Origin of the sequence: Marinobacter sp. (assembly GCF_014859525.1) — a bacterium.
Classification (GTDB): domain Bacteria; phylum Pseudomonadota; class Gammaproteobacteria; order Pseudomonadales; family Oleiphilaceae; genus Marinobacter.
In genome coordinates this window covers 25,591-42,701 of sequence record NZ_JACUUB010000007.1, presented here as the reverse complement: position 1 = coordinate 42,701, position 17,111 = coordinate 25,591, and the positions used below count along the sequence as shown (strand labels likewise).

The window sequence follows — 17,111 nt, the reverse complement described above, 5'->3', positions numbered from 1 at the left end:
TATGAAAATCATTATGTTAGGAGCGCCAGGCGCAGGTAAAGGTACCCAGGCGCAGTTTATTACCGAGCGTTTTGATATGCCTCAGATTTCAACTGGCGACATGTTGCGCGCTGCCGTTAAGGCGGAGTCCGACCTGGGCAAGCAGGTCAAGGAAGTGATGGCATCGGGCGGCCTGGTGTCTGATGACATCATTATTGCGTTGATTGAGGAGCGCATCCAGCAGCCGGACTGCAAGAACGGGTTCTTGCTGGACGGTTTTCCTCGCACCATTCCTCAGGCGGACGCCTTGAAGAATCAGGGTATCGACATTGATTATGTTGTTGAAATCGCGGTTGACGATGAGGAAATTGTCAGCCGCTTGTCTGGACGTCGTGTTCACGAAGGCAGTGGCCGTATCTACCATGTTAAATTTGATCCGCCCAAGACCGAAGGCAAGGATGATGAAACCGGCGAGCAGCTGGTACAGCGGGAAGATGATAAAGAAGAAACCGTGCGTAAGCGTCTGAAAATATACCACGAGCAAACTGCGCCGCTGGTGGGTTTCTATCAGGACTGGGCCAGCAAAGCACCTGAGGATGCCCCGAAATATGTACGGGTTGAGGGTATTGGCACTATGGACAGTATTCGCGACCAGATCCTGTCCCAGCTCAAGTAACTGAAACCGCGGCAGCCCCCGGAGGCTCGATTCTGTGAAGCTTTTAGCACTGGATACGTCTTCTGAGGGCTGTTCGGCCGCGCTCTGGCTAGATGGTCAGATTAGCGAGCGGTTTGAATTGGCCCCCAGGGGCCACACCCGTCTTCTAATGCCCATGATCCGTGACGTTCTTGCGGAGCAGGGGCTGGTTCCAGCCGATCTTGATGCCTTGGCGTTTGCCCGAGGTCCGGGTTCTTTTACCGGTTTACGGATTGCCACCGGAGTAGTGCAGGGCCTGGCCTGGGGTTTGAGCCTGCCGGTTGTTCCGGTGTCGTCATTAGCCGCGGTAGCGCTGGCTGGAATTGAAGCCCATCGGCTGACTGACGGTGACTTGATCGCGGTGGCGTTTGACGCGCGCATGGGCGAAGTCTACTGGGGTTGCTTCCAGTGCCGAGAGGGCTTGCCGGTTATGATCGGTGAAGAGCGGGTATGTTCGCCCGTAGCCGTGAGCTTGCCGGAGTTGGAGTCCGATGCGGGCTGGATTGGCGTAGGCCAGGGTTGGGCTTTTGTGAAGGATATGCCAGAAGCCGTGGTCAGCCGCATCAGGACGATCGATCATAGCCTGATACCGCGGGCAGCTCAGGTAGCGCGACTTGCAGAGCAGGGCTATCGGCAGGGGTGCGCCGTGCCTGCACAAAGGGCTCAGCCGGTCTACATTCGTGATGAAGTTGCCTGGAAAAAACTGCCGGGCCGCGAGTGATTGCGTGTGTTTTTTGATCGGTTTTGTTGCTGTCCGCTTTTCAACCGGACCGCGATCTTCCATAATGCGGTAATCCCTTCGAATCACCTCTATGGTTGTGGATTATGATCGGTGGTATCAATCCGGCAAATTCTTCCCTTATTCAGGCTGGCAATAACAGCCCGGCACGAGAGCGTGCTGACGTTGCCAGATCGCCATCGGCGTCACCACAGGCGCCGAGCGCAGAGGCTGTCCGTCAGGATCTGAATGCGCCGAGACAAGAGCGTGACACTGCGCCAGGCAACCTGTCTGGTAGTTTCGAGGCGGTCGAACGCCGTGTCGAGGCGCGCAGAGCGGCCGAGGATGCACGCCTTGAGCAGTTCCGTGCTGATGATCTACCCCTGCCAGCTGCCAGAGCATTGTCCACGTTTGCAGGAGTTGCCGCTGCGGGCCAGGAATTTGACGGTGGCAGCCTTATCTCCGGCATCGACATTCTGGTCTGATGTTGGAGCCCTTCTATAACGACACTTCCTCCCTCGCCAGTACGGTTGCTGTAGCCTGTGGCCCCCTCGGGGATCAGCGCGCGGCACGGCAGTTGGCAGATGAACTGAGCCTTTGCTGGCTGGGTACCGTCAAGCCCCAACAGATTCGTGACTACCCGGTATTGTTGCACATGGACGAAGACGGCCTGGCACTTCAATTGACGGGCAAAGGCGCGCCTGGACCGGTACGAGCGGAGTTTGTCACCGGAAAAATGGGCTATCGCAGAGAGCATGGCGGTGGTACGGGGCAATTGGTCGCTCGGGCGGTTGGTCTGCATAAAACAAAGGCAGCGCTGCATGTGCTCGATGCCACCGCCGGTCTCGGTCAGGATGCGTTTGTTCTGGCCAGTCTGGGTTGCCGGGTCACCTTGCTGGAGCGCAATCCTGTTATTCATGCCTTGTTGGCCGATGGCTTGGCGCGTGCCTCGTTGAATACTGACTGTTCAGAGGTGGTGGCGCGTATGCACCTTAAGCCAGGCAGTTCCATCGACTGGCTGCAGAAAGCTGAGCCGCCCGTGGCGGATGTTGTCTATCTGGACCCGATGTTCCCGCACCGGGATAAAGCGGCACTGGTTAAAAAGGAAATGCAGGTGTTCCGCCAGGTGGTGGGCGCCGACGATGATTCTGAGCAACTGTTGAAGGTGGCGCTTGAGTGCGCTCGTTATCGGGTCGTCGTCAAGCGGCCCCGCAAAGCACCCACTGTGGTGGGCCCGGAGCCAACCACCCGGGTTGAAGGCAAGAGCAGTCGTTACGATATCTATTCTATCAAGGCGTTACCGGCCTGAGCATGGCCAGGCCGGGTGCCGTTCAGCTCGCGACTGGACGTGTTCAGGCGTCCAGCATGGTAACTTGTTGAATCGCTAATTGCTTCTCCACGCTCAACACCAGTCGCGCATCCTCCGCCACCTCATCCAGACCCTCGCCATAGCACAGTCGCCCGGCTTCATCGGTGGTCAGTACGTCGGTTTTTTGCATGTTAGCAATAAAGTTCCGGAACAGTGTCTTGTCGAAAAACTCCGGCGCATTCAGTCCGAACAAGATCGACATGCGCTCGGCCAGCAAGGTACTTTGCTCTTCCAGTTCTGCAGCCGTGAGCTTTCCTGAACCGTATTTACGCAGGATGCCCAGCGTAATGTGATAGCGCTCCAGCGTCTGGATAATGAACCGCGAAAGAATACGCGCTCGCAGCATGGCTTCGGTGCCTTCTTCTGGCCGGCCCAGGCGCTCGTCATCCAGTTGAATAAGCAAGCCCTGGTCGATCAGTACATCGGTCCATTGGTTGATCACGGATTCCACTTCGTCCTGACTGAAGCGAATAAACAGCTCCGACTGCAGGTACGGGTAGGCGACGCTGGTCAGGAACAGGATCTTGTCGCGACGCAGGCTGGACTTGTTTTCGAACAGGCTGACAATCAGTGCTGGCAGAGCGAACAGATGCTGGATGTTGTTGCGGTAATACGTCATCAGTGTGGCGTTTGCGCCTTCCAGGGCAATGATGTCGCCGAGTTTTTGAGGCTGGCGGGTAATCAGTCCCATGTTCTCACAATAGGCCACCCAGTCACGGCCGGAGCCTTCGGGTAAGGTGACGGTGTCGGCGTAGGGAAAGGCCCGCAACAGATCTGCGTACTTGTCCAGAAGTCGTATCAGCTGGCCTTCGTCCATGGCCATGCGTTCTGTGCCGAGCAAGACTGTTGCCGTCAGGCCTATGGGGTTTACCGCGACCGCAGCGTTGATGTTGTTCGCAACCCGCTGAGACAGCTCATCGACGGCGTCCGAAAGCCAGGGCGGGCGGAATTCGGAGTTGAATGCCTCACTGCGCCAACTGCCGTTAACGTTGTCCAGTACATCGGCCAGGAGGATGGGGTCGCCGAAGTTTAGCGCGACCCGGCCAAACGAATTGGTCAGCTTGCGGGCGGTTCTAGCCAGCCCGAAGATGCTTTCTTTTTGCTTTTGCTTGCCGCGCAATTCGCCCAGATACGACCTGCCTTCCATCACCTTTTCATAACCGATGTAAACGGGCACAAACACTATGGGTTTACGGTGATCCCGAAGGAAGCTGCGCACGGTCATGGCCAGCATGCCGGGCCTCGGTGTCAGCATGCGCCCGGTGCGGGAACGGCCGCCTTCAACGAAGTATTCCACAGAGTAGCCACGGGTGAACATCACATGCATGTATTCGTTGAACACCGTGGCATAGAGCGGATTATCCCGAAAGCTGCGGCGCATGAAAAAGGCACCACCGCGACGTAGAATGGGACCAATCACTGGCATGTTGAGGTTGATGCCTGCCGCAATGTGGGGAGGCATCAGGCCATTTTTGTATAGTACATAAGACAGCAGCAGGTAATCGATGTGAGACCGGTGACAGGGTACATAGACCACTGCGTTGTCTTGCGCTACTTCTTTGACTACTTTGATATTATTAACGGCAATGCCTTTGTATATTCGATTCCATAGCCAGGCCAGCACCAATTCCAGAAAACGAATGGTGACGATCGACATGCTGGCGGCGATTTCATCGGCGTATTTGTAAGCCTTGGCGCGAACTTTCTCTGGCGGAATATCATCTTTGGCAGCGGTTTCGCGAATACTCTCTTTGACCGCCTGAGTGCGCACCAAGCCCTCAACCAGCGTGCGCCGGTGTGATAAGTCTGGCCCTAATACGGCCTGACGAACCCGCCGGAAGTGCGTGCGCAGGATGCGCGCCAGTTTGCGCTTGGCCTTTTCTTCATTATCTCGGTATTCATCCACCACTATTTTCAGCGACAGTGGCTGGTTAAATTGCACGTAGGTGCTGCGGCCATGTACTAAAATGATCAGAAATTTTTGCAGCCGGCCAGCAACAGACCAGTTGTCAGAGAGCAGTAATTTGACCAGTGACTTTTCTTTGTCTGGAGATCGCCCCCAGAACAACGACACTGGCACGATTTGCACGTCTTTTTCCGAGTGTTCCAATCCGAAATGAACCAGTTCGGTGAATTCTTTGGTGGGCACGGGTTTTTGCCGTTCGCCCCGGAACAAGCTGCCAATGCGCTTGTAGAGAAAAAAGAAAGAATGCGTTGGGCCGTTTTTAACGGGCAGGATTTCAGCTGCGCCAGGCAGGCGGCCACGAATGACTTCCTGTTCGAGTACCAGTCGGCTCGACAAAGAGCTGTATTGCAGCACATAGCACACCGGTTTATCCGGATCGAGCCCGAGGGCTTCCAGTGTATTGCCGCTGACATCGGTCTTGACCCATAAAAACAGGATCTTGCGGAAAAGAGACAGGATCAGGCTACGAACGCCCTGATAAAGCCGCATAAGATGTTACTCCGGTACTTGAAACAGGCGCCAAGTTTAGCGGGTTGCGACGAGTGCGGAAAGCGGTATGCCGATTCTTGGTAGTGAATGTGATGTGTTACATTGCGGATCAGATAAAACAGTGGCTGAGAAGGCAAAGCTATGGTGAACACTTGTGCTCAATGGGTGCCTGGCTGGACAGAGGATGCGCCGGTAGAGGGGGATCTGTTGCTGGCGTTTTCGGGTAGCAACATTCTCAAGCCCGGTGACGGTTGGTTTTTGCGTTGGGGCGCCCCGGAGATGGGCAGCAGTCGGCCTGAAGCCCTGGCGCTGGGCCACTGGCATGGCCAGAGGCTGTTTGTGAGCACATTGCCGGATTCTGGCATGCCAGGGCTTGAGACGGTCACTTTGCGGGACGCCTTGCTGCTCTGTCCAGAGGCACCAACTGACTTGCTCAGCACCGGCTTTCAGGTTTGGCAATGGTGGCAGGATCACCGTTACTGCGGTCGTTGTGGTAAGCCTACTCAGCCCCATGCAAGTGAGCGCGCGCGCTGGTGTGGTCATTGTCATGTTCCCTGGTACCCCCGAATAGCGCCTTGCGTGATTGTGATTATTCGGCGGGAGGATCGCTTTCTCTTGGCTAGATCGTCACGGGTTACCCGCAACTTCTACAGTTTGATCGCCGGCTTTGTAGAGCCTGGCGAAAGTCTGGAGCAGGCCGTGGCTCGTGAAGTCAAAGAAGAAACCGGACTGGACGTGTGTAATGTCCGGTACCAGAGTTCCCAACCCTGGCCATTTCCCCACCAGTTGATGATGGGCTTTGTTGCTGATTATCAGGGCGGCGAGCTTTGTCTGCAGCAGGACGAGTTGGCTGACGCGGGCTGGTTCAGCGCTGACGATCACCCTCCGATACCCCCTGAAACCACCATCGCGGGACGCCTTATTGGTGCAGTAAAGGCGGACATCGCCGGCCAGCGGAGCAGGTGCTGAGTATGGCGGCACCTCGTGTTCTGGTGTTCGACTCGGGTGTTGGTGGGCTCAGTGTGGCCGCTTGTATTCATCAGGCGCTGCCTGGTATCGAGTTGATCTATCTGGCGGATAACGCGGGCTTTCCATACGGCGATCAGCCTGAACAGGTGGTCATTGAGCGCTGTTGTTCGTTGATTGAGGCGTGTTTGAGACAGCATCCCTGTGACGTCATCGTTGTGGCCTGCAACACCGCCAGCACCGTTGTACTGCCTCACCTGAGAGACATGACAGATTTACCTGTTGTGGGTGTGGTGCCGGCGGTCAAACCGGCAGCGGCCAGTTCTGTCAGTCGCCGTATTGGCTTGCTGGCTACGCCGGCCACGGTACAGCGGCCTTATCTGGATGAACTGATTGCCGAATTTGCTGCAGACTGTGAGGTTGTCCGGGTTGGCCATCCGGGCCTCGTATGCTGGGCAGAGCAATTAGTACAGGGCGACGAACCGCCGCAGGCGGAGCTCAACCGCGCGGTGGCACCACTGCGTAAGGCGGGTGTAGACACGGTGGTTTTGGGCTGTACTCATTATCCGTTGTTATTGCCCTGGCTCCGGAGAAGTCTTCCGGACGTCATAACATGGGTTGACTCCGGGGAGGCGATTGCGCGGCGAGTCGGTTTTCTGCTGGACCAATGCGGCAGGCTGGCAGAGGCAGAAACGCCTCATGCAGATCCTGTTCCGGTGGTGGCTCAGGCCTGCTTCACGGGTGCCGCATCGCCCGACGTTGCGTTTTTTATGTTGGAGATGGGTATTGCGGTGGCTCAGGTTAGAGGTTACTGGCCCGGTGTCACAGCAGTCGGGTCAGTTTGAACACCAGTAGCTGTACTTGTCGCGCATGTTAAGTGCTGCCCTCTTCTTGTTCCCTGGTTAACCGTCACCGTTATTGTGTTTGTTGTCTTGGCGGCCTGTCAGACATTCCGGTGATCGGTTACTGATGACCTGAGCTTAGAGAAGGGATTGGTTCAAATAGGTGCAGTAATGCGCAAATCCGGACGCATAAAGTAACGCGTTGAAACACTTTGTAAACCGCATCAATCTTTTGGTTAGGATTGTCCTACAATGTGAAGGTTTCAGGCGGTGTGTGCGAATGCCAATCCATCACGGCCCAACAGTTGATCGATGTCTGCCGCAGGCCTTGCCGGTCCGTAAAAAAAGCCCTGTACCTGGTGGCAGCCCAGGTTTGTCAGATAACTGAGCTGGTCGCCAGTTTCTACGCCTTCGGCGACTATTTCGAGTTTCAGGCCGTGCGCCATGGCGATAATGGCATTGACGATGCAGGCACCGTCTTCGCCGCTGCGGATGGCCTTGACGAAGGATTGGTCCACTTTCAAGGTGTGAATTGGCAGCCGGTGCAGGTAATTCAGGGAGGAGTACCCGGTGCCAAAGTCATCAATGGCGATCCGGATGCCCGTGTCGGCCAGCTCTTTCAGTTTTCGGCTGATCTGCTCCAGATCGTTCATAATGACGTTTTCTGTAATTTCGATTTCAAGGTTCCGTGGCGGGAACCGGTGAGCAGCCACTCGCTCCAGCAGAGCTTCAACAAAGCGGGGGTGTTCTACCTGGATGGGGGACAGGTTGACCGCCAGTCGCAGTTTGGGATGGCCGTTGTTAATCCAGTGGCCAACGTCGCGACAGGCTTGATCGAGAACCTGCTCGCTAAGCTTGGCGATGAGTCGGGTTTCTTCCGCCAATGGAAGAAAATCGCCAGGGTAAAGCAGCCCACGTTCAGGATGCTGCCAGCGCACCAGAGCTTCAAGCCCGACCACCTGGTTGGTGCGTGAGCACACCTGGGGCTGGTAGTACACCCGGAGCTCTGCTCGCTCCAGGGCAAGCCGGAGGTCCCGCTCCAGACTGAGCCGGTGGGCGGTGTCTATGCTCATGCTGTCTGAAAAGAAACGGTAGCCGTCTTTACCACGTGCTTTGACGTGATACATGGCGATGTCGGCGTTCTGGATAAGTTGGTCCATGGTGTCGCCGGCGTCTGGAAATACTGAAATGCCGATACTGGCACCAACGAACACTTCGTGATTGCCCAGTTGAAACGGGGCTTTTAAGGCGTGTATCAGTTTTTTGGCAATGCCGCGGGCATCGTCAGGACTGTGAATAGAGGGCAGCAACAGGGTGAATTCGTCACCACCAAAGCGCGACAGGGTGTCGCCGCGGCGAAGGCACTTTTCCAGCCGATGGGTGACAGCCTGCAGCAGCCGGTCGCCCATGGCGTGGCCCAGCGTGTCGTTTACCACCTTGAACCGGTCAAGATCAAGGAACATCACGGCGAGCTTTTGTTCGCTGCGCCGGGCCTGGGTAATGGCAAGCTCCAGCCGGTCTTTGAACAGTGCTCGGTTGGGTAAGCGGGTGAGCAGGTCATGGTAGGCCTGGAAATTGATGAAAGCTTCAGCTTCTTTACGCTCGGTTACATCGCGGGCAATGCCGTAATACCGGGCGGGTTGGTGGGTATGGCCAACCTGGGTTTCCTCGGTTTGGGGCCAGGTTTGTGGGTCTACGGGGAAGGCGGTGATCTCAAAGTGCCGGGTGGCTTTGCGGCTACCCCGGGTTTTCAGCCGAACTTCCAGCGTCCTTGGATTATCGGCAGAGATGTCTGGCCCCTGGAGCGCGAAGGTGCCCCGTGTGACATCCCGATCATCCAGAATGTAACTGAAATGCTCACCGCGCAGCTCGGCGGGTTGATACCCAAGCAGACTCTCCACCTTGTTGTTGATGAAGCAGATGTGCCCGTTTTTGTCGAGCATGAAGACGATGTCTGGTGAACTGTTAACGATGTAGCGGTGTAACGCTTCAGACTTTTCGAGCCGGGTTTGGATCAGATCATGGGCTTTGATCAAGGATTGTTTGCCGAGCACGTTTTCGACGGTGTTGAGAAGTTCTTCCGGGTCAAATGGCTTGCGAATATAGTCGAGTGCGCCCCGGCGCAGGGCCCGGCTGACCGAGCTGAAGGAGCTTTCTCCGCTTACGACGATCACGCCGCAGTCGGGTTGCTGCGTGACCAACTGGTCCATAACTGCATAGCCATCAACGCCGGGCATGTTGAGGTCAAGAAGAGCCAGATCGAATGATTGGTTGGCAAGCAGAGCACAGGCTTCATGGCCGCCGTTGGCGCCGGTGACCTCAAAATGTCGTCCCTGCAACAGCGTGACCAGCGTGGTCAGCAGGCGCGGTTCGTCGTCCGCCACGAGAATTCGGGCTGGATGTGCCCAGCTTGAAGACGCTCTGCTTTGTTCAGGTGCCATTGATCTGGTTCCGTGGTTTCGTCAGTCGATGTCGTTCTCGTGAGTGCTTGCCGCTGGGAACAAAATCCGGAAGGTGGTGCCTTCCTGCCCCGTTTGACAAGCAACGATGCCCTCCATGTCATCAATCAGTTGTTTTACTATACTCAGGCCCAGTCCGCTGTGGCCTTGTCCTTTTGAGCTGGCTACCGGTGCAAACAAGTGGCGGCGGACGGTATCAGGAATGCCTGGGCCGTTGTCTGCAATCTGCAATTCAACCCAGCTACGCTGGTTTTGATAGATGGGGGCAGCGGTGCGCAGGGTAATGTTGCCCGGCTCATGCCCGAAGCTTTCGGCGGCATTACGGATCAGATTAATGATGACCTGACGGACACCAGACACCGTGCCCTGCACCCGGGTGCTTGCGGTGCTAAGCTGGACGTTGAGTCTCCGGTTTGGCTGGCTGAACAGGCTGTCCTCGAGGATTCGTGCCAGGCTTTCCAGTTCTGCATTAAGATCGGTTTCGTTGCTGTCTGGTTTAGTGCCACTACTATTGCTGATCTGAAGCAAAAGGTAACCGGCGCGATCCAGCTCTTCCTGAATGATCTCCAGATCACCTTGAATCTCAATGTCTTCAAGCCGATTGCGAAGCTGAAAAATGTACTGTTTGACGATGGTCAGTGGATTACTGATCTCGTGAACCTGGCGTCTTAACCGGTCAGTCATGATCTGCGTATCCACGCCAGCTTGGTCGGACCGGTGATCCGCCGTCAGCAAGGTGAGCTGGCGGGTAAAGAGTTGCGCCAGGGTGATCATGCCTTCAGCTGCATCGGTGTTCAGGCCGACCACAAAGACGGCGAGGGCACTGGTGCTTTCATGTACAACAACCGGAACGGCGATAAAGGAGGGCGTTCTCAGGATGGTCAGGAGTTGCTTATCCAGCACGCTGGGAAGTCGCTCGCCCAGGCGCACCGGTGCGAGGGTGTTAAAGGCTTCGCTCAGTGCGCTGTTGCCAGCCTTTGGGGCCAGGCGAAGATCAGGCCGGTCGGAGCAGGTGCCGGATAACAGCGCCAGCTCATCTCCGTCTGGCGCAAAGCATAAGGTGGGTAGACCTGTCAGCAATGACAGGCTGTCCACGGTGCTGGCAATCAGTTCTTCCGGCTTGACGGATTCAGTCGTGTTGAACTCCAGCGATGTAGTGGTCATCACCTGATGGATGACCGTATCTTTGAGTTGCCGCGATGCTGTCTCGGGCCCGTAAAGGATGTCCAAAGGGATGCCGAAAGCTGCCGCCATGTTGTCAACCTCTTCGTTGATTTTGTTGGCAATCTCTCGGGTCAGGTCTTCTTGAAGACCGAATATGGTGCCCGCTGCCGCGATGCCGGCCAGATCTGACAGCGCGAGCCGGGTTGCGAGACTGATCAATTTGACCAAGTGACTGGCATCGCGCAGTTGTGCGGGTGGAGCTTGCTGATAGCGCATAGCGTCGGCAGCCATGGCTCCGAGGCCCCAATGGGTAACCAGCTCGGCCGCGATCTCGTTCTGATGATTGAGAATCTGCTCTTTACGTTCCGGCGAGGTTGTTTTAATGGCCATCAATTCGCCAATGTTGTGGACCATGCCGAGCAGAAAGGCCTCTTCCGGATTCGGATAGCGAGTCAGTGTGGCAAGCGCTTTAGCGGTGAGGGCGGCTGTCAGCGAGTGTCTCCAGAAGTCTCTCAGCTGTTGCCACTCATCACCGCCCAACTCGAACAGAAGTTGGCGCAGTGCGGAAGTCAAAAGCAGGGTCTGGAAACGGTGCGTGCCTAAACGCAGGAGCGCCTGCTCAACCGAACGAATCGGCGGGCTGCTCCGGTACAACGCTGAATTGGAGAGTGCCAGTAGTCGGGTTATCAGGGCAGTATCCGTTGCTACGATCTGGCTGATGGCGCGGTAGCTGTCGCCAGCATGGCATGCCTCCAGGGCCCGCAGAATGACTTCCGGAAGGCTGGGTAATTGAAGGTCCGTTGCAAAATCCGTCGCGTTCTTCATGGCTCGCCCTGAATCCATTACACCCTGCTGATCGTGTTGCGGTGTAAAGTTCCCTGTTCTGTACATGTTCTTTATGACAGTGTGTTCATTCTTCTTTTAAGTTCGAGAGCTTAGACAATAACTTGTCACTATTAAACATTTATTGCTGGTTTTTTAAGCAATTCATTATCCAGCCCTTGGCGCATATGCTCTTTTTACTCCTCTAAATGTCGCTTATAGTGACAAGTCTGAAGTTTAGTCTGTTTTCAAGAGCACGCCACGAGGGAACGCAAAAGTTGCGCCAACCAAGGACTATCGCCGTAACCGGCGGCAAAGGTGGAGTAGGAAAAACCACTGTTGCGCTGAATCTTGCACTCGTGCTGGCCAAAAGCGGCTCACGGGTGTTGTTGTTGGATGCCGACACGGATCTGGCTAACGTCAGCCTTTTAGTGGGGTTATACCCCAAACGCACGCTTGCGGATGTGGTCGCCCGCCGGTGCACCATGGATGATACCATTCTACACAGCTATTCCGGGCTGCACATCGTACCTGGTGCCTCTGGGGTGCAGGAGTGTATGGATATGTCCGACGGTGACGGGCTGGTCCTGCTTCGAGCTCTGCATGAACTGGAGCATCGCTACGATTATGTCATTGTCGATACTGCGGCCGGGCTTCAGGCTGTAGGCTTGCATATGATTGCGGCAGCCGAACTGGCGTGCCTGGTAGTGTCTCCGGACCCGGCGTCACTGACTGATGCGTTTTCGCTCATCAAGGTGATGAAGCGCCGGGGTTATCGCCGAACCCCATCGGTTATCGTCAACATGGCACAGGGTGCCAGCCAGGCCCGATCTGTGTTTCAGCGTCTTAACGGTGCCTGTCAGCGTCATCTGCAATGGTCATTGCATTACCTGGGCGCGCTCTGGCGGGACGAGACGCTTCGACAGTCCGTGCTTAATCAAAGCCCGGTAACTTTGTTGCCCGCATCCGATCCCTCGTGTCGGCAATTTCATTCCCTGGCAGAAATGCTTCATGTCCACCTGGCCGGGCTACCTCGAAGAAAAGCCGGCATCGCAGCCTACTGGCACCAGGCTGCGCGCCGACAACCCGTTAAAGCGGGTGTGCCATCCGCGGTCGAGGGTGACTCACCCAAACAGCAGTGCCTGGATTTGGTTGAGCGGCTTGCGGGTGTATTAGAGGCGTCGCCGGATGATGTGATGCTCCGGTATGAAGCATTCACCCGTTTGTTTGCCCTGTTGGGGCGCAAGCCTGATGCCGATACGGTTGAGATAGTACAGACCGGCCTGGCCTCTATGGCCTGGGGCGAGCTGGCTGAAGACGACCGCAAAAAGCTGGCTCGTCACCTTGGACAATTGGCACGTGATTTGGCCCCGGGTACGGTAGCGGAAGCGCCTTCCGTTGCCCGTTTCGAGCCGGTAAAAGAACCGCTCTACGATCGGGTCAGCTTTGGCGAGCAAGACCAGCTGCTCCGCGCATTGCGGGAAAAACCAGCGAATGTGTCGCTGAATGACCTGCTGCTTACCCTGGCAAGCGCTGACCGCAGCAGGTCTTGATGACTCGCCGGAAACCTGTCTCCTGATCCGTTATTTTATCTGCGATCTTTGGGGCGTCATTTTGCAGTTTGTCACCGCCCTGTCATGACTCCTGTGCAAAAATTAATCACGATCAGAGCTCGTGGCGTGCATTATGCAAGTGGCTTGGAAGGCGGTTTCGTCACGGACTCTCAGTTAACGGGATAAACGAACAGGCCCCGCCCGCAACATTTTTTGCTGGCCTTGTGTGCCGGCAGCAAAGAAAACAGAGATGGAGTTCTACCATGGCAATGCAGCAGATACATCAGAGCAAATCCTCATCGAAGGTTCTTGGGCAGCTTCGGGGCAAGCGGGTATTGATTACCGGCACCACCGGATTTTTGGGTAAGGTGGTATTGGAAAAGCTGATCAGAACTGTGCCCGACATCGGGGGCATCTATCTGCTGATCCGGGGTAATAAGCGACACCCCGATGCTCGCGGTCGTTTTCTTCATGAAATCGCAACGTCCTCGGTTTTTGATCGTTTGAGAGAAGACGATCTGGAGCGATTTGAAGCGTTTATTGAGGACCGGATTCACTGCATTACCGGTGAGGTGACAGAGCCACGTTTTGGCCTGGACGAAGAGGCCTGCGGCAAACTGGCGGGTGAGCTGGATGCGGTGATTAACTCGGCTGCCAGTGTCAATTTTCGGGAGGAGCTCGACAAGGCTCTGACCATCAACACGCTGTGTTTGGAAAACATCGCGGTGCTGGCCCGCCAGAACCCGCAGCTGGCGGTGTTACAAGTGTCTACTTGCTACGTTAACGGCATCAATTCCGGCCAGGTCACCGAATCGGTGATCAAACCCGCAGGTGCGTCGATCCCGCGTTCCAGCGATGGCTATTACGAAATCGACGAGTTGGTGCGCCTGCTGCAAGACAAGATTGCCGACGTGCGTGCCCGATATTCCGGTAAAACGCTTGAAAAGAAGCTGGTTGATCTGGGAATTTGTGAAGCTAACCGGTACGGCTGGAGTGATACCTATACCTTCACCAAGTGGTTGGGCGAACAGTTGCTGATGAAGGCGTTGAATGGCCGCAGCCTAACCATCGTTCGCCCCTCAATCATTGAAAGTGCCCTGGAAGAGCCTGCCCCGGGCTGGATTGAAGGGGTTAAGGTGGCTGACGCCATCATCCTGGCTTACGCCCGGGAAAAAGTGACTCTGTTTCCGGGCAAGCGGTCCGGCATTATTGATGTGATCCCCGTGGATCTGGTGGCTAATGCGATCATTCTCTCGTTGGCCGAGGCAATCGGGGAGCCAGGGCGCAGAAGAATCTATCAATGCTGCAGCGGTAGCTCGAACCCGGTGTCTTTGGGGCAGTTTATTGATCACTTGATGACCGAAGCCAAAACCAACTACGCGGCATACGACCACCTGTTTTATCGAAAGCCTGGTAAACCCTTTGTGGCGGTCAATCGGTCCTTGTTTGATCTGGTGGTCAGCAGTGCCCGTTTGCCTTTGAGTCTCGCAGACAAGGTGCTGAAATTACTGGGTAACACCCGCGACCTCAAAATGCTTCGCAACCTGGATACAACGCAATCGCTGGCGACTATTTTTGGCTTTTATACCGCCCCGGATTACACCTTCCATAATGATGAGTTGCAGGCGCTGTCTGCCCGGATGGGAGGGGTTGATAAGGTGCTGTTCCCGGTTGATGCCCGGGAGATCGACTGGGAGCTCTACCTCCGTAAGATTCACTTGGCGGGACTGAACCGTTATGCGCTCAAAGAGCGCAAGGTTTACAGTCTTCGAGCATCGAAATCTCGCCAAAAAGCGGCCTGACCCGCACTTTTTACCGGCCCGGTTTGCTCCGGGCCAGCTTTTACCTCTTTGTTTTTTTGCCATTCCGCTATGAGCCACTATTCTTGTTAAAGCCGCGTCTAAAGCAGCTTTACTCCGCATTGATCACTGCAGTTTTGCGCAGGTTAGCCCGAAATTGGCGGTACATTAGTACGTTAGTCTAATTCATTGTGCGGTGGCACACATGGTGAACTACGTGCATCTGTCTTAAGGGCCACCAAGGTCCGACCACCCTGCATTTAAAAAACCGACAATGACAACAGACTCTAATTAAGGGGGAGCACAATGACTGATAAACAGGTATATCCGGTGAGTCCGGAAATCGCCGAAGGCGCACTGGTTACTCGCGCGCAGTACGAAGAAATGTATCGTCAATCTGTCGATGACCCAGACACATTCTGGGGTGAGCATGGCAAGCGCCTGGACTGGATCAAGCCATACAGCAAGGTAAAAAACTCCACGTACGACTACAACAATCTATCCATTAAATGGTTTGAAGATGGCGAGCTGAACGCCTCTGCCAACTGCCTGGACCGTCACCTTGAAACCCGGGGCGACCAGACGGCGATCATCTTTGAAGGCGACGACCCCTCTGTTTCCCGCAACGTCACATACCGAGAGCTTTATGAGCAGACTTGTAAGTTTGCTAACGTCCTCAAAGCTCAGGGCGTCAAGAAAGGCGATGTGGTTACCATCTACATGCCGATGATTGTAGAGACAGCCGTTGCCATGCTGGCGTGTGCCCGCATTGGTGCCATCCACTCCGTCGTTTTTGGTGGCTTCTCTCCGGAAGCGCTGGCTGCCCGTGTAGTAAACGGTAAATCCCGGTTTATCATTACCGCCGACGAAGGTCTGCGCGGTGGTCGTGCGATTCCGCTGAAGAAGAACGTGGATCACGCGCTCAAACACGAGAACGAAGCCAAGGTTGAGAAGGTCATCGTGGTTGCTCACACCGGCAACAAAGACGTGCCCTGGACTGAAGGTCGCGACGTCAGTTACCGAGACCTGATGAAAGATGCCTCCGCCGAGTGCGCGCCCGAGCCGATGAACGCGGAAGACCCGCTGTTCATGCTTTACACCTCCGGTTCTACCGGTGCTCCTAAGGGTGTTCTGCACACCACGGGCGGGTACATGGTGTACGCCTCCATGACCCATCAGTACGTGTTTGATTATCACGACGGTGATGTGTACTGGTGTACCGCCGACTTCGGTTGGGTGACCGGCCACAGCTACATCCTGTATGGCCCGCTGGCCAACGGTGCCATCACCCTGCTGTTCGAGGGCGTGCCCAACTACCCGGACAGCTCCCGCATGGGCCAGGTGGTTGACAAGCACAAGGTCAACATCCTGTATACCGCGCCAACGGCAATCCGTGCCCTGATGGCCCAGGGTGAGTCCTGCATGGACGGCACCAACCGCAAGAGCCTCAGGATTCTGGGCTCCGTGGGCGAGCCGATCAACCCGGAAGCCTGGGAGTGGTATCACCGCGTCATTGGCAACAGCCAATGTCCGATCGTGGATACCTGGTGGCAGACTGAAACCGGCGGCATTCTGATTTCTCCGCTACCGGGCGCGGTCGACCTGAAGCCGGGTTCTGCAACTCTGCCGTTCTTTGGGGTACAGCCGGCGCTGGTCGACAACGAAGGTAATGTCCTGGAAGGCAAAGCCGAAGGTAACCTGGTGATCCTGGACAGCTGGCCGGGCCAGATGCGCACCATTTACGGTGACCACGAGCGTTTTATCCAGACCTACTTCAGCACCTACAAAGGCATGTATTTTACCGGTGACGGTGCTCGCCGGGATGAAGATGGCTATTACTGGATCACCGGCCGCGTAGACGACGTTCTGAACGTGTCTGGTCACCGTCTGGGTACCGCTGAGGTGGAAAGTGCCCTGGTGGCGCATGATAAGGTGGCAGAAGCCGCCGTGGTTGGTTACCCGCACGAGATTAAAGGCCAGGGTATCTACGTCTACGTAACCCTCGTGCAGGGCGAGGAGCCCAGCGACGAGCTGAAGAAAGAGTTGGTGCAGTGGGTACGCAAAGAAATTGGTCCGATTGCCTCGCCGGATGTGATTCAATGGGCGCCTGGATTGCCAAAAACGCGTTCAGGCAAGATTATGCGCCGGATTTTGCGTAAGATTGCCGCTAACGAGCACGATCAGCTTGGAGACACTTCCACGCTAGCTGATCCGGGCGTAGTGGATGACCTGATCGACAGTCGCGAGTTCAAGTAACGGCGGCCGTCGACAGTTCCTAACTTGTGAGGAAT

At 55.8% G+C, this 17,111-nt stretch carries 12 protein-coding genes; 9 read left to right on the top strand and 3 right to left on the bottom strand.

Annotated elements, in window-relative coordinates:
• Position 1: 1 nt before the first annotated feature.
• From adk to IBX51_RS03515, 4 genes are all read left to right on the top strand, one after another.
• On the top strand, positions 2–655 hold the full coding sequence (gene adk / locus IBX51_RS03530) for an adenylate kinase (protein WP_291828750.1): 654 nt from the start codon (positions 2–4) through the stop codon (positions 653–655).
• 34 nt (positions 656–689) lie between these two features.
• A complete protein-coding gene (gene tsaB, locus IBX51_RS03525; protein ID WP_291828748.1) occupies positions 690–1,394 on the top strand; it encodes a tRNA (adenosine(37)-N6)-threonylcarbamoyltransferase complex dimerization subunit type 1 TsaB in 705 nt (234 codons plus the stop codon).
• 104 nt (positions 1,395–1,498) lie between these two features.
• The gene (locus tag IBX51_RS03520) at positions 1,499–1,876 is read left to right on the top strand and encodes a UDP pyrophosphate phosphatase (protein ID WP_291828746.1); all 378 of its coding nucleotides are present in this window, start codon (positions 1,499–1,501) and stop codon (positions 1,874–1,876) included.
• Entirely contained in the window at positions 1,876–2,700 is an 825-nt protein-coding gene (locus IBX51_RS03515; RefSeq protein WP_291828744.1) for a class I SAM-dependent methyltransferase, read from the top strand. The genes IBX51_RS03520 and IBX51_RS03515 overlap by 1 nt, the downstream gene beginning before the upstream one ends.
• A 43-nt stretch (positions 2,701–2,743) precedes the next feature.
• On the opposite strand, the gene plsB is transcribed toward IBX51_RS03515, so the two are convergent.
• Positions 2,744–5,215, bottom strand: a complete 2,472-nt coding sequence (gene plsB, locus IBX51_RS03510) for a glycerol-3-phosphate 1-O-acyltransferase PlsB (protein WP_291828742.1) — start codon at positions 5,213–5,215, stop codon at positions 2,744–2,746.
• Between the two features lie 141 nt (positions 5,216–5,356).
• Between plsB and nudC the strand changes: the two genes are divergently transcribed.
• Positions 5,357–6,184: an NAD(+) diphosphatase gene (gene nudC / locus IBX51_RS03505; RefSeq protein WP_291828740.1), complete on the top strand. Its 828-nt coding sequence runs from the start codon at positions 5,357–5,359 to the stop codon at positions 6,182–6,184.
• A gap of 2 nt (positions 6,185–6,186) precedes the next feature.
• Complete coding sequence (gene murI, locus IBX51_RS03500) at positions 6,187–7,026, top strand: glutamate racemase (protein WP_291828738.1); 840 nt, start codon at positions 6,187–6,189, stop codon at positions 7,024–7,026.
• 260 nt (positions 7,027–7,286) lie between these two features.
• Here murI and IBX51_RS03495 read toward each other — a convergent pair whose 3' ends face one another.
• On the bottom strand, positions 7,287–9,464 hold the full coding sequence (locus tag IBX51_RS03495; protein WP_291828736.1) for an EAL domain-containing protein: 2,178 nt from the start codon (positions 9,462–9,464) through the stop codon (positions 7,287–7,289).
• A gap of 21 nt (positions 9,465–9,485) precedes the next feature.
• On the bottom strand, positions 9,486–11,489 hold the full coding sequence (locus IBX51_RS03490) for an HDOD domain-containing protein (RefSeq protein ID WP_291828734.1): 2,004 nt from the start codon (positions 11,487–11,489) through the stop codon (positions 9,486–9,488).
• A gap of 257 nt (positions 11,490–11,746) precedes the next feature.
• On the opposite strand from IBX51_RS03490, the gene IBX51_RS03485 reads away from it, so the two are divergent.
• From IBX51_RS03485 to acs, 3 genes are all read left to right on the top strand, one after another.
• Positions 11,747–13,021: an AAA family ATPase gene (locus tag IBX51_RS03485; protein ID WP_291828732.1), complete on the top strand. Its 1,275-nt coding sequence runs from the start codon at positions 11,747–11,749 to the stop codon at positions 13,019–13,021.
• 263 nt (positions 13,022–13,284) lie between these two features.
• The gene (locus tag IBX51_RS03480; protein ID WP_291828730.1) at positions 13,285–14,823 is read left to right on the top strand and encodes a fatty acyl-CoA reductase; all 1,539 of its coding nucleotides are present in this window, start codon (positions 13,285–13,287) and stop codon (positions 14,821–14,823) included.
• A gap of 303 nt (positions 14,824–15,126) precedes the next feature.
• Positions 15,127–17,076 (top strand): acetate--CoA ligase, encoded by a 1,950-nt coding sequence (acs, locus tag IBX51_RS03475; protein ID WP_291828728.1) that lies wholly within the window; start codon positions 15,127–15,129, stop codon positions 17,074–17,076.
• Positions 17,077–17,111: the final 35 nt, after the last annotated feature.